Below are 13,028 nucleotides of genomic sequence, written 5' to 3' on the forward strand. Positions count from 1 at the left end.
AACAGACGGGGCCGAGCCATTTTCGCGTTCGTCGCCGAACACCGTTGGGGGACAAGGTGTTCGAGCTTCAGGCCTGCTCATCGTCAGCACTGCTGACGATCTCCTGCAGGGCGTTGCGCAACTGCTTCGCCGCTTGCGGACTGAGTGGTGCCAGCAGCGCCCGTTCGGCGTCGTCGCTGGCTTTCGTGGCGCGGCGGACGAGGTCGTGGCCCCGCGGGGTGAGCTCGACGACGTTGCGGCGCCGGTCGGCGGCGTCGGGGTGGCGGGAGACCAGTCCCTTGTCCTCGAGGGTGTCGAGGAGGGCGACCATCGTCGTGCGGTCGACGGACAGGCGCTGTGCCGCCTGCTGCTGGGACTTCGGTTCGCCGCCGGCGAGGACGAGCAGGACACCCAGCTCGCGCCCGTCGATGCCGTACGGCGCCAGCGCCTTCGTGTTCAGCTCGGCCATCCGCAGCTGCGCGTGCTTGAGCAGGTAGCCCAGCCGCGAACCGACCTCGGGTCCCTCGTTCCTCGACACGTGCCGATCCTATCGTTAAGCTAATCGTCAGCGGTGCTGATAATCAGCTCGGCAACAGGAGGGGATGACCATGATCTTGGTGACCGGGGGTCTGGGGTTCATCGGCTCGCACACCGTGCGCGCGCTGCTCGACCGGGGTGAGGGGTGTGTGCTGGTCCAGCGCCGCACACCCGAGCTGCCGGCGATGTTCGAAGGTGCACAGGTGGCGCTGGAGCAGGCCGACCTCGCCGACCTGCCGTCGGTGCTGGAGCTCGGTGAGCGGCACGAGATCACCGGGATCGTGCACCTCGCGGGGTCGATGCCGTGGCCACCCGGCGGTGACCGGCCCGTCGAAGCCGCGCGGCAAGCGCTCGGCACGCTGTTCAACGTCCTCGAGGCCGCGCAGGCGTGGGGGGTGCGGCGGGTCGGGGTCGCGAGCACGATCGGCGTCTACGCGGGTGTCCCGGCCGACGGTGCGCTCGCCGAAGACCTGCCGTTGCCGATGACGTCGCCGCATCCGATCCCGGCGTTCAAGAAGATCGGCGAGTTGCTCACCGGCCACCTCGCGGGTGAGACCGGCCTCGACGTCGTCACCTACCGCATCGGCGCGATCTGGGGCCCGCTCGGCCGGCCGGTGGACCCGTTTTTCCCCGCACCGCAGTTCGTGCACGCCGCCGCACGCGGCACCGAACCGGACCTGCGCGCGCCGGCGTACGCCGAGGATGGCATCGATCTGTGCTACGTGAAGGACTGCGGCCGCGCGATCGCGCTGCTGCAGCTCGCGGACGAGCTCCGTCACCGCACGTACAACGTCGCCTCCGGCCGCGCCACCACCAACGCCGAGGTGCTCGCCGCGATCGAGAAAGCCTTGCCGGGCACCGGGTTCGAGCTCCCGGCGGGCGGCACGACCGCGCCGATCCACCTCGACATCACCCGGCTCCGGCAGGACACCGGCTACACCCCGGAGTACGACGTCGAAACCGCGACGGCCGACTACCTGGCCTGGCTGGAGGCCGGCAACGACCGGTGAGCCGCGATCAGCGCGGCCGCGGCCACGTCGACGTCCCCGGCGGTCGTGAACCGGCCGAGCGACAGCCGGATGGCCCCGAGCGCGCGCTCGGGCGGCACCCCCATCGCGGTCAGCACCGGCGAGGGGGAGTGGACGCCGCTGTGGCAGGCCGAGCCCGTGGACGCGGCGATCTCCGGGCACGCCGCGAGGAGTTCGTGGCCGCGGACGCCGTCGATGCTGAGGTTGAGCGTGTTCGGCAGGCGCTCGGCGGGCCCGTTCACGCGGACGGGCAAGACCGCGGCGAGGCGGTGGTGCAGGTCGTCGCGCAGCGCCGAGATCCGCTCCGCGCCGAGTTCCTTCGCCAGCTGCGCCGCCTTGCCGAGCGCGACGGCGAGGGCGACGTTCTCCGTGCCGGCGCGCAGTCCGCGTTCCTGGCCACCGCCGTACACCACGGGCTCGAGCGGCACACCCCGCCGCACGAACAACGCGGCCGCCCCGCGCGGCGCGTACATCTTGTGCCCGACCACGGTGAGCAGGTCGACCCCCAGCCGCGTCACGTCCACGGGGATCTTCCCGCACGCCTGGGCGGCGTCGCAGTGCACCACCGCGCCGCGCTCGTGCGCGATCGCGGCCAGCTCCGCGACCGGCTGCAGCGCCCCGGTTTCGTTGTTGGCCGCCATGATCGACACGACGGCCGGGCCGTCATCCGCGCGCAGAGCGTCCTCAAGGGACTCCGGGTCGACAAGTCCACTGTGGTCGACGGGCAGGACCGTCACCCGCGTGCCGTGCAGGCGCGCCAGCGCCTGCGCCGTCTCGAGAACCGCCGGGTGCTCGGTCGCCTGCACCACGAGCCGGGCCCCGGCGGCGAGCACCGCGCCGCGCAGCGCCAGCAGGTTCGCCTCCGACCCGGAAGCGGTGAACACCACCTCGTCCTCCCGCGCGCCGAGGAACTCCGCCACTTGCGCCCGCGCCCCCGCCAGCGCCCGCCGCGGCTCGGCGCCGTACGCGTGCTCACTCGACGGATTGCCGAACGCCCGCGTCCAGAACGGCGCCACCACCTCCACCACCCGCGGATCGACGGGCGTGGTGGCGTTGTAGTCCAGGTAGACGGGCCCGCCGGCCAGGCCGGGGTGCGTGGCGTTGTCCCGAGAACTCACGGCGCCGAGGCTACGCCGCACCGGCGCTCGCGGCTGGCGATACTTGCTCCGTGAGCGAGTTCTCCTGGCCCGAAGACCCCGGCCTCGACCGGCGAGCCGGGCTCGCGTGGGCCGCCACCGTCGCCCGGCTGCCCATCGGCGCCGCACTCAGCGGCACCGTCCTCGCCCGCCAGCCCTTCGGCGTCTTCTTCACGGTCGACGACGTCCCCGACGCCGTCGCCCTGGCCGAGCTCCCTACCTGCCCGTCCCGGGCGAGTCGCCGCGGCTCGGGGCGCGCGTCACGGGTACGGTCCTCGCCCACGACGACACCGGCCACCAGGTCCGGGCCCGCCTCACGCACGTGAGCTGATTTCGCCGGCCGGCGTAGTAGCCACCCCGGCCACAGCTGTCACGAAGGTCGCGTGCAAGCCTCCGCGAACTCCAGCGCCGATCGCTCGTCCGCACCCAGTCCCAGCACGGCCGACCGAACCCGGGCGGCCGTCGCGGTGTCCACGACGAGGGCCATGTTCCCGGCGAACTTCGCCTCGACGTCCGCGGCGGACAGGGGGCGTTCGGCGTGGCCGCGGTTCACGGGTTCGCGACGGGTGAACCGGCGGCCGTCGCGGAGGGTGACTTCGACGGCGGCCGAGTAGGCGTCCGGGAAGCGCGAATCGGGGTCGTCGGCGTAATCGACGCGGGCGGCGACGGCGTGGATGGCCGGGTCGGCGAGCGCGGCGTCCGTGAATTCGGCCAGGGTGAGGCGGCCGCGGGTCAGGCACGCGCCCGCGATGTACGGCACGGAGAACTTCGCGTCGTACAGGTCGCGCGGGCGGCGTTTGCGTTCCAGCGGCTCGAACACGGCCGCGGCGGCGGTGGGGTGGATGAGGCAGCGGATGTGCTCGACGTCGTCGGCGGTGAAGCCCACCGAGGCCCGCAGGTCGAGCAGCGCGTCGGCGAAACCGTGGCTGAAGTGGCAGCTCGGGTAGGGCTTCACGCCCGTCGTGAGGAGTTCCCAGCGGGTGCCGAGGTCCGCGACGAGCGCGTCGGGATCCCAGGAACGGTCCGCCAAATGCGTGGCGTACAGGCCGTACCGTCCTTCGTAGACCTTCGCCGGCCCCGGCCAGTTCACCCGGGCGAACGCGGCCGCCGTCAGGGCCGACGACGCCGCCCAGCCCGGGTGCAGGCGTTTCGTCCACGCGCCGTCCTCGAGGAACTCCAGGATCCCCGACGCCATCGACCCCACGATCTGCTGCGCGCCCGCGATCCCCGCCGCGTCGAGGCCGGCGAGCTTCGCCGCCGCCACCGCGGCCCCGAACGCGCCCGCCACCCCGGTCGGGTGGAAGCCCGCGTCGTGGAACCCGCCGTGCGCGGCCAATCCGACGCGCGCGCTCACCTCGATCGCCAGCGCGTAAGCCACCAGCAGTTCCCGCGCCGAGCGGCCGGCCGCGATCGCGGCGGCGATCGACGCGGGCAGCGCCGACGCGGAAACGTGCACGATCGACCCGATGTGCGTGTCGTCGAAGTCGTGCCCGTGCACCAGAACCCCGTTGAGCAGCGCGGCATCCCGCGCCGGCAGGCGGTCGGGGAGCGCCAGCACGGGCTGGTCACCGGCGCCGAGCGCCGCGACCGCCTCCCGGGCCCGCCGGGCGAACGGCTCGTCCGCCGCGCAGAACGCCAGCCCCACCGCGTCGAGCGCGAGGTGGCGCGCCTGCTCGACGACGGCGGGCGGCAGGTCTTCGAAGCGGGTGGCGGCGGCGAACTCCCCGAGCCGGCCGGCGAGGGTCATCGAGTGCATGTCCCGCAGTCTGCACCCTCGGCCCCAGCGGCCACAAGCATATGTCGGACGTTTAGTCTTCCATCTTCTCGTACAGCGGTCGCAGGCTGTGCAGGTGCTCACGGGTCAGCCGCTCAGCCGCGTCGGCGTCGCCGCCGGCCACGGCGCGCTGGATGTCGACGTGGTCGGCGTCGACCTGGTCCCACACGTCGCGCGGGACGCGGTCGCGGTGCAGCCGCCCCCGCAGCACGTCGTTGATGGGGCGGCACATCAGGTGCAGCAGCGGGTTGCCGGTGATCGCCACGAGCGTCGTGTGGAAGTCCCAGTGCACGACGAACCCGCGCGACGGCGCCAGTTCCGACGTGCTCGCGGTCGCCGCCGCCAGTGCCTCCAGCCCCGCTTCGTCCGCGCGCGACGCGGCCAGCCAGGCGGCTTGCGGCTCGAGGAGCAACCGCGCCTCGAGCAGGTTCGCCACGCTCATGCTCTGCGCGTTCACCAGCAACCCCAGGGCGCCGCCGAGGTTTTCGGCGACGCTCAGCGCGTCCGGGCTCGACACGAACGTGCCGCCCGTCGCGCCCCGCGTGGTGTCCACGAGGTGCTGGCTGGCGAGCAGTCGCAGGGCCTCGCGCACGGTGCTGCGGCTGACCCCGAACAGGCGGGCCAGTTCGGCCTCGTTCGGCAGCCGCGTGCCCGCGGTCAGCTCGCCGGTGAGGATCTGCTCCTTCAGCTGGTCGGCGACCTGCCGGTAGGCGGCCTGCACCCGGCGCACCCGCAGGCCGGCGCTGTCACTCATCCCGTCCCCCTCGTCCGCTGAACTGTCTCACCGAAGCGTAGGACATCGGGAGCCCCGGCCGCACCGGCTGAGGGATTTAAATGTCTGAGGTATTGCATTCGGCAGGTCGGGTGCGCATACTTCCCCGCAGATTCCCACCCGCCGAGCCCACCGGAGGTGCCGTTGTGACCGTGCACGTCGGCTGGCAAGGGCGTTACTACGAGGACTTCGCCGTCGGCGACGTCTACCGCCACCCGCTGGGTCGCACGATCAGCGAAGCGGACAACACGTGGTTCACCTTGCTCACCATGAACACCCATCCCGCGCACTTCGACGCGCACTACGCGCAGCGCACGCCGTTCGGCCGGATCCTCGTGAACTCCGGCCTGACCATCGCGATGCTGCTGGGCCAGAGCGTCACCGACATCAGCCAGAAGGCCATCGCGAACGTCGCGATGACCGACGTCCGGCTCACCCACCCGGTGTTCGTCGGCGACACGCTCTACGGCGAGTCGATCTGCACCGCGAAGCGCGAATCGGCGTCGCGGCCGTACGCGGGGCTGGTGTCCGTGCACACGCGCGGCCTCAACGGCGACGGCGACGAATGCCTCTCCTTCGACCGCACCGTGCTGGTGTACAAGCAGTCCGAACAGGACACGATCGACTCCTTCCCCGACGCGAAGACGGGCCCGTTGACCCTCGAAGGCGGGCGCGCATGAGCCGCCCCCTGCCCCTGGCCGACGTGCGCGTGCTCGCCGTGGAGCAGTACGGCGCCGGCCCGTTCGGGTCGGTGCACCTGGCCGACCTCGGCGCCGAGATCGTGAAGATCGAGGACCCCGCCACCGGCGGCGACGTCGGGCGCCACACCCCGCCCTACGCCGAGGACGGCGACTCGCTGTTCTTCGAAGCCTTCAACCGCAACAAGCGTTCCGTGGTCCTCGACCTCACCGACCCCGCCGGCCGCGAGGTCTTCGAGGAACTCGTCAAGGTCAGCGACGCCGTCTACTCCAACCTGCGCGGCGACGTGCCGGCCAAGATGCGCATCCGCTACGACGACCTCAAGCACCTCAACCCGGCCATCGTCTGCTGCTCGCTGTCGGGCTACGGCATGACCGGCCCCCGCAGCACCCAGCCCGGGTACGACTACCTGCTGCAGGGCCTCGCGGGCTGGATGTCCGTGACGGGGGAGCCCGACGGCCCGCCCGCCAAGTCGGGTCTGTCCATGGTGGACTACACCGGCGGGATCGTCGCCGCCCTGTCGCTGGTCACGGCGATCCACGCGGCGCGGCGCGACGGCGTCGGCACCGACTGCGACGTGAGCCTCTACGACACCGCGATCGGCATGCTCACCTACCTCGCGACCTGGCACCTCAACCGCGGCTTCGAACCCGCCCGCACGCACCACTCGGCCCACCCGAGCCTGGTGCCGTTCCAGAACTTCGAAACGGCCGATTCGTGGATCGTCATCGGCTGCGCGAAGCAGAAGTTCTGGGAGCGGCTCATCGGGGCCCTCGGCTCCCCGGCGTGGGCCGCCGATGACCGGTTCGCCACCCCGGCCGGCCGCTACGCGAACTCGGCGGAATGCCTGGGGCACCTGGAAAAGGAGCTCGCGGCCCGCACCACCGGGGAGTGGCTCGCGGTGCTGGAGCCCGCCGGTGTGCCGTGCGCGTCGATCAACACCGTGCCCCAGGCGCTGGCGGAGGAGCACACGGCCGCGCGCGGGCTCGTCGTCGCGACGGAGCACCCGCGGTTCGGCACCGTGCGCCAGGTCGCGTCGCCGGTGCGCGCCGGCGAGCCGCGCGCCTCGCACCACCGCGCCCCGTCGCTCGGCGAGCACACCGCCGCCGTGCTCGGCGAACTGCTCGGCACGACGGAAGACGACTACTCCGACCTCGCGCGCCGGGGTGCTTTCGGAACGGACAGGAGCGCGCCGTGGATTTCACGCTGAGCCCGGACCAGGAACAGTTCCGCGCCATCCTGCGCGACTTCGTCGACGCGGAGATCGTGCCGGTCGCCCGCGATTGGGAGCACGAGGGCCGCTACCCGGGCGAGATCGTCGAGCAGCTGGGGGAGCTGGGCCTGTTCGGGCTGCTGGTTCCCGAGGAGTACGGCGGCGGCGCGGCCGATTTCGTGTCGTTCACGCTGATGTTCGAGGAGATCTCGCGCGGCTGGATGGGCATCGCCGGCATCCTCGGCAGCCATTCGCTGTCGTGCTGGATGCTCGCGCGCCACGGCACCGAAGAGCAGAAGCGCCGCCACCTGCCCGACCTCGCGACGGGCCGGCGCCGCACCGGCATCGCGCTGACCGAGCCCGACGCCGGCACCGACCTGCAGGGCATCCGCACCACCGCGACCCGCGACGGCGACAGTTACGTCGTCAGCGGCACCAAGATGTGGATCACCAACGCCCGCCACGCCGACCCGTTGCCGGTGCTGGTGAAAACCGACCGCACCGCGACGCCGGCGCACCGGGGCATGAGCGTGCTGCTCGTCGACGCGGATTCGCCGGGGCTGCAGGTCACGCGCGACATCCCGAAGCTCGGTTACAAGGGCACGGAGTCGTGTGAGGTCGTCCTCGACGAGGTCCGCGTGCCGGCGGCGAACCTGCTCGGCGGCGTCGAAGGCCGGGGCCTGCAGCAGGTGCTCTCGGCGCTGGAGGTCGGCCGGCTCAACATCGCGGGCCGCAGCCTCGGGATCGCCCAGCGCGCGTACGACGAAGCGCTGTCCTACGCCGGGCAGCGGCGGGCGTTCGGCAAGCCGATCGCCGAGTTCCAGGCCACGCAGATCCGGCTCGCCGAAATGGCGACGCAGCTGCAGGCCGCGCGTCTGCTCACCTACTGGTCGGCTTCGTCGCTCGACCGCGGTGAGCGCTGCGACCTGCAGACGGGCATGGCGAAGCTGTTCGCCTCCGAGGTCGCGCTGCAGGCCGCACAGGATGCCATGCGCGTGCACGGCGGCTACAGCTACTCGACCGAGTTCGAAATCGAACGCCTCTACCGCGACTCGATCCTCATGACGATCGGCGAGGGCACGAGCGACGTCATGCGCACCGTCATCGCGAAATCGCTCATCGCGGGCAAAGGCCGGGTCGGCTGGTGACCCGCAGCTGGCTCTTCTGCCCCGGCACCCGGCCCGATCGCCTCACCGGGGCGGCCGCGGCAGCCGACGTCGTGGTCGCCGAACTCGAGGACGCCGTGGCCCCCGGCGACAAGGCGGCCGCGCGGGCCGCCGTCGCCGCGTGGCTGGCCGGGCACCCGGACCTCGCGCCACGCGTGTGGGTGCGGATCAACGACAGCACCGACCTCGAAGCCCTGGCGGGACACGGGATCGCGGGTGTCGTCCTGCCGAAGGCCGAGCTCGCCGGCGTCGCCGCGTGCGGGGACTTCCCGGTGTTCGCGCTGGTCGAAACCGCCGCCGGCGTGCAGGAACTGCCGGAGCTGGCCCGCCACCCCGCGGTGACGGCCGTCGGGCTCGGCGAGTACGACCTCGCCGCCGAGCTGGGCGTCGCCCCGCCCGCACTGACCGGGAACGACGGCCCGCTCGCCTGGGCGCGCGCCCAGGTCGTCGTGGCCGCGGCGGCGGCCGGCCTCGCGCCGCCGCCCGCCGCCGTCAGCGCGGAGCTGGCGGATCTCGCCGGGTTCCGCGCCGACACGCTCGCCCTGCAGCGCGCGGGGTTCTTCGGGCGCATGTGCGTGCACCCGAAGCAGGTCGCGCTCACGCACGAGGTGCTCGTCCCGAGCGCCGAAGAGGTCGCGCAGGCCGAGGAAGCCCTGCGCGCAGCCGAAAACTCCGGTGTCGCCGTCGCCGGCGGCCGGATGGTCGACGCAGCCGTCGTCCGCCGCGCCCGCCGCGTCCTGGCACCGGCCGGAACACCCCGCACCACCGCCGAGCAGCTGATCGAGGAGGACCAGCAGTGAAACGCATCGGAGTCGACGTCGGTGGCACGTTCACCGACCTGATGTACTGGGACGAGGACGGTGCCGTCGCGGTGCACAAGGTCCCGTCCACCCCGCACGATCCCGCGGTCGCGACGATGGCCGGGGTGCGGCAGCTCGCCGACCGCCTCGGGATCTCGGTCGCCGACCTCGACCAATTCCTGCACGGCACCACCGTGGCCACGAACATCGTGCTGGAGCACAACGGCGCGGACGTCGGCCTCATCACCACCGAGGGGTTCCGCGACATCCTCCACATCGCCCGCAAGAAGCGGCCGTACAACTACTCGTCCTACCAGGACCTGCCGTGGCAGAAGTGGCAGCTCGTGCGCCGGCGCAACCGCCGGGTGGTGCCCGAGCGCGTCGACTCCTCCGGCGCCGTCCTGGTGCCGCTGGACGAAGACGCGGTGCGCGAACAGGTCCGGGTGCTGCGCGACCACGGCGTGGCCGCGATCGCGGTGTGCTTCCTGCACTCCTACCGCAACCCGGCGCACGAGCAGGCCGTGAAGCGGATCATCGAGCAGGAGTGCCCGGACGTGTTCGTCTCGCTCTCCAGCGAAGTCGCGCCGCAGTACCGCGAGTACGAGCGCTTCTCCACCACCGCGCTCAACGCGTTCGTCGGCCCCAAGGTTTCGCGCTACGTCGACAACCTGGCCACGACCACCCGCGCGGCCGGGGTGCGCGGCGAGGTCGGCCTGATGACGTCGGCGGGCGGCCTGATCACCGCGCGCGGCGCCGTCGCCAACCCGGTGCTGCTGCTCACGAGCGGCGTCGTCGCGGGGCTGCTCGGCGGCTGCGCGATCGGCCGGGCTTCGGGCTACCCGAGCGTGATCACGCTCGACGTCGGCGGCACGTCGGCCGACATCGGGGTGGCGCCGGACGGCAAGCTGCGCATGAAACACCTGCTGGACACGCGGATCGGCGACTACCACGCGATGGTCCCGATGGCGGAGGTCGACACGATCGGTGCGGGCGGCGGTTCGATCGCGTTCGTCGACGAGGGCGGCATGTTCCGCGTCGGGCCGCGCAGCGCCGGCGCGACGCCCGGGCCCGCGTGTTACGGCCGCGGCGGCACGGAGCCGACGAGCACCGACGCGATGGTCGCGCTCGGCTGGCTGCGCGCCGACAGTTTCCTGTCCGGCACGATGGAGGTCGAGCCGCAGCTGGCGGTGAAGGCGATCGACGAGCACATCGCCGAGAAGCTGGGCACGTCGGTGAACCAGGCCGCGATCGGCATCTTCCAGATCGCCGCCCACGCGATGACCGAGGCGATCAGCCTGCACTCGGTGCGCAAGGGCTACGACCCGCGCGATTTCTCGCTCGTCGCCGAGGGCGGGGCCGGGCCGCTGTACGCGTGGCACATCGCCGAGCAGCTCGGCATCCCGCGCGTGATCGTGCCGCACCACCCCGGCATCGCGTCGGCCATGGGCCTGCTGGCCACCGACGTCCGCTCCGAAACCCCGGCGACGGTCTGGACCTCTTCGGCCGACCCGGACCTCGAGCGGATCGCCGCGGAGTTCGACCGGCTCACCGCGCACGCCGTCGAACAGCTCGGTGCCGACGGGCTCGAGCCCGAGGACGTGGTCATCGAGCGCAGCCTGGACTGCCGCTACATCGGCCAGGGTTACGAGCTGCGCGTGCCCGCGCCGCCAGGTGAGATCGACGCCGGCTGGGTCGCCCGCGCGGCCGAGGCGTTCCACGAAGTGCACGAACGCACCTACCTGCAGCGCTTCGACGACAAACCCGTGCACCTGGTCAACGTGCGCGTGACCGCCGTCGGCAAGGTCGGGCACGTGCCGCTCGCCGAGGTCGAAGCGGGCGGACCCGATCCGTCGGGCGCGGTGAAGACCACCACCGACGGGATCTTCTGGACCGAGGAAAACGAGAGCGTTCCGTTCCCCACCAAGGTTTACGACCGCGCCCGGCTCAAGGCGGGCAACGTGCTCGAAGGTCCCGCGATCGTCGAGCAGTTCGATTCCACGACCATCATCGGCCCCGGTCAGCGCGCCACGATCGACCGCGTCGGCCACCTCGTCATCGAGACCGCCGGGGCCCAGCCCGGCCGAGCCTTCGAAGGAGACCAGCGGTGACCGTTCTCGACCCCGCGGGGGTTTCGCTCGCCGGGCAAGCCCCCGGCGACTTCACGACCGTCGACGTCGACCCGATCACCCTGCGCGTGATCGGCGGCGCGCTCAACTCGATCGCGAAGGAGATGGCCCAGATCCTCTACCGGATGGCCTATTCCAGCCTCATCCGCGAATCGGAGGACCTCGGCGCCGGCATCTTCGACGCCAACGGGCGCGAGCTGTGCGAATCGGACTCCACGCCGATGCACTGCGGGTCGATCCCCGCCTACATCCGCGGCATCAACCGCAAACTCGCCGGCACCTACCGGCCGGGCGACGTGATCCTGCACAACCACCCGTACCACGGCGCGGCGCACTCGCCGGACTACGGGATCATGATCCCGATCTTCTTCGGCGGCCGGCACATCGGCTTCGCCGGCTGCACCGGGCACGTGTCCGACATCGGCGGCAACTTCCCCGGCCTGTGCATGGACGTCGTCGACGTCTGGGCCGAGGGCAAGCTCATGGACGCGGTGAAGATCTACGACGCCGGCACCCGCAACGAGGCGCTGATCCAGCACATCCTGGACAACGTGCGCACTCCGGAGCAGAACGCCGGTGACCTCGAGGCGCTCATCGCGTGCGCGCGGCTGGGGGAGCAGCGCTTCACCGATCTGCTGCGGCGCTACGGCCACGACGTGGTGATGTCGGCCGCGGACAAGTGGATGGACTACTCCGAGGACATGCTGCGCCGCCGGATCCGGGAAATCCCCGACGGCAGCTACGAAGCCCCGGTGTCGTTCCTGGACGACGACGGCAAGAACCGTGACGTCCCGCTGAAGGTCGCGGTGACCGTGAAGGTCGAGGGCGGCGACATCGTCGTGGACCTCACCGGCTCGCACGCGCAGGTGCCGACGGCGTTCAACGTACCGTTCGAAGGTTCGGTGCTGCCGACGGTCGCGTCGGCGGTGCGCACGCTGCTGCTCGACGAGGCGCTGACCGAGGAATTCGTGCCGCAGAACGACGGCTGCTTCCGCCCGGCCAAGGCGTACGCGCCGGAGGGCACGCTGTTCAACCCGGACTTCCCGGCGTCGTGCTTCGCGCGGTTCTCCCAGATCAACCGGATCTTCGACTCGATCAACCTGGCACTGGCCGACGTGCTGCCCGATCGGGCGGTCGCGGGTTCGTCGGCGGCGCTGTGCGCGATCGCGTACTCGGGCCTGGCGGCCGACGGCCAGTCGTACTGGGTGTACATCGAGATCAACGAGGGCTCCTACGGCGCGCGCAACGGCAAGGACGGCCTCGACTGCGTCGACGCGCTGATGGCCAACACGCGCAACAACCCCATCGAGGAGCTGGAGCTCAACCACGCGATGCTCGCCGAACGCTACGAGCTGCGTGACGAAGCGCCGGCGCCCGGCCGGTACCGCGGTGGCATCGGCAGCGTGCGCAAGTGGCGCATGCTGACCGACACCTTCATCGGCTCGGAAGCGGACAACCGCACCGATCCGCCGAAGGGACTGGCGGGTGGCCACGACGGCATCGCCGGGTCGTTCGTGCGCAACGCGGGCACCGCTCGCGAGGAGCTGCTGCACTCGAAGGTCACGCAGGAGAGGTGCGCCGCCGGCGACACCCTGGAGATCAAGCTGCCGTCCGGCGGCGGCTACGGGGATCCGTTCGACCGCGATCCTCAGGCGGTGCGCGAAGATGTGCTCGACGACCACGTCTCGGTCGCCGACGCCCGCGAGCACTACGGCGTGGTGCTCGACGAGCGGACGCTGGCGCTGGACGAGGCGGCGACGGCCCGGCTGCGGGGCTCGCGGGCAGGAGGGTGACGAAG

12 protein-coding genes are annotated in these 13,028 nt (G+C 71.9%); 8 read left to right on the forward strand and 4 right to left on the reverse strand.

All coding sequences use genetic code 11. The features are described 5' to 3' along the window. Positions 1-67: 67 nt before the first annotated feature. Entirely contained in the window at positions 68-517 is a 450-nt protein-coding gene (locus ACIA77_RS38645) for a MarR family winged helix-turn-helix transcriptional regulator (protein ID WP_395891076.1), read from the reverse strand. Positions 518-581: 64 nt separating this feature from the next. Between ACIA77_RS38645 and ACIA77_RS38650 the strand changes: the two genes are divergently transcribed. Continuing rightward, complete coding sequence (locus ACIA77_RS38650) at positions 582-1,526, forward strand: NAD-dependent epimerase/dehydratase family protein (protein ID WP_395891077.1); 945 nt, start codon at positions 582-584, stop codon at positions 1,524-1,526. Here the strand turns inward: ACIA77_RS38650 and ACIA77_RS38655 are convergent. Next, a complete protein-coding gene (locus ACIA77_RS38655; RefSeq protein ID WP_395891078.1) occupies positions 1,490-2,662 on the reverse strand; it encodes a cysteine desulfurase family protein in 1,173 nt (390 codons plus the stop codon). The genes ACIA77_RS38650 and ACIA77_RS38655 overlap by 37 nt on opposite strands. 50 nt (positions 2,663-2,712) lie before the next feature. Between ACIA77_RS38655 and ACIA77_RS38660 the strand changes: the two genes are divergently transcribed. Beyond that, positions 2,713-3,006 carry a hypothetical protein gene (locus tag ACIA77_RS38660; protein WP_395891079.1) on the forward strand — a complete coding sequence of 98 codons (294 nt, stop codon included), beginning with the start codon at positions 2,713-2,715 and terminating at the stop codon, positions 3,004-3,006. Positions 3,007-3,050: 44 nt separating this feature from the next. Here the strand turns inward: ACIA77_RS38660 and ACIA77_RS38665 are convergent, their stop codons facing one another. Together ACIA77_RS38665 and ACIA77_RS38670 are read right to left on the reverse strand one after the other, a co-directional pair. Continuing rightward, a complete protein-coding gene (locus ACIA77_RS38665) occupies positions 3,051-4,436 on the reverse strand; it encodes an MmgE/PrpD family protein (protein ID WP_395891081.1) in 1,386 nt (461 codons plus the stop codon). A 52-nt stretch (positions 4,437-4,488) separates the two neighbouring features. Beyond that, positions 4,489-5,208: a FadR/GntR family transcriptional regulator gene (locus tag ACIA77_RS38670; protein ID WP_395891082.1), complete on the reverse strand. Its 720-nt coding sequence runs from the start codon at positions 5,206-5,208 to the stop codon at positions 4,489-4,491. Positions 5,209-5,372: 164 nt separating this feature from the next. Between ACIA77_RS38670 and ACIA77_RS38675 the strand changes: the two genes are divergently transcribed. The 6 genes from ACIA77_RS38675 to ACIA77_RS38700 are packed head-to-tail and all read left to right on the forward strand — an operon-like array spanning position 5,373 to position 13,023. Beyond that, positions 5,373-5,906 (forward strand): MaoC family dehydratase, encoded by a 534-nt coding sequence (locus ACIA77_RS38675; protein WP_395891083.1) that lies wholly within the window; start codon positions 5,373-5,375, stop codon positions 5,904-5,906. Then, entirely contained in the window at positions 5,903-7,135 is a 1,233-nt protein-coding gene (locus tag ACIA77_RS38680; protein WP_395891084.1) for a CaiB/BaiF CoA transferase family protein, read from the forward strand. Before ACIA77_RS38675 ends, ACIA77_RS38680 begins: the two co-directional genes overlap by 4 nt. After that, on the forward strand, positions 7,120-8,286 hold the full coding sequence (locus tag ACIA77_RS38685) for an acyl-CoA dehydrogenase family protein (protein ID WP_395891085.1): 1,167 nt from the start codon (positions 7,120-7,122) through the stop codon (positions 8,284-8,286). The genes ACIA77_RS38680 and ACIA77_RS38685 overlap by 16 nt, the downstream gene beginning before the upstream one ends. Further along, positions 8,283-9,104 carry an aldolase/citrate lyase family protein gene (locus ACIA77_RS38690; RefSeq protein WP_395891086.1) on the forward strand — a complete coding sequence of 274 codons (822 nt, stop codon included), beginning with the start codon at positions 8,283-8,285 and terminating at the stop codon, positions 9,102-9,104. The genes ACIA77_RS38685 and ACIA77_RS38690 overlap by 4 nt, the downstream gene beginning before the upstream one ends. After that, positions 9,101-11,212 (forward strand): hydantoinase/oxoprolinase family protein, encoded by a 2,112-nt coding sequence (locus ACIA77_RS38695; protein WP_395891087.1) that lies wholly within the window; start codon positions 9,101-9,103, stop codon positions 11,210-11,212. The genes ACIA77_RS38690 and ACIA77_RS38695 overlap by 4 nt, the downstream gene beginning before the upstream one ends. Continuing rightward, entirely contained in the window at positions 11,209-13,023 is a 1,815-nt protein-coding gene (locus ACIA77_RS38700) for a hydantoinase B/oxoprolinase family protein (RefSeq protein ID WP_395891088.1), read from the forward strand. The genes ACIA77_RS38695 and ACIA77_RS38700 overlap by 4 nt, the downstream gene beginning before the upstream one ends. The last annotated feature ends 5 nt before the right edge of the window (positions 13,024-13,028 follow it).

It is taken from the genome of Amycolatopsis sp. NPDC051903 (assembly GCF_044452505.1).
Lineage (GTDB): Bacteria > Actinomycetota > Actinomycetes > Mycobacteriales > Pseudonocardiaceae > Amycolatopsis.

What these genes read in the sequence shown, in the direction of transcription:
- ACIA77_RS38670 (WP_395891082.1), bottom strand. Translation starts at nt 5,208, where the DNA reads ATGAGTGACAGCGCCGGCCTGCGGGTGCGCCGGGTGCAGGCCGCCTAC.
- ACIA77_RS38665 (WP_395891081.1), bottom strand. Translation starts at nt 4,436, where the DNA reads ATGCACTCGATGACCCTCGCCGGCCGGCTCGGGGAGTTCGCCGCCGCC.
- ACIA77_RS38680 (WP_395891084.1), top strand. Translation starts at nt 5,903, where the DNA reads ATGAGCCGCCCCCTGCCCCTGGCCGACGTGCGCGTGCTCGCCGTGGAG.
- ACIA77_RS38650 (WP_395891077.1), top strand. Translation starts at nt 582, where the DNA reads ATGACCATGATCTTGGTGACCGGGGGTCTGGGGTTCATCGGCTCGCAC.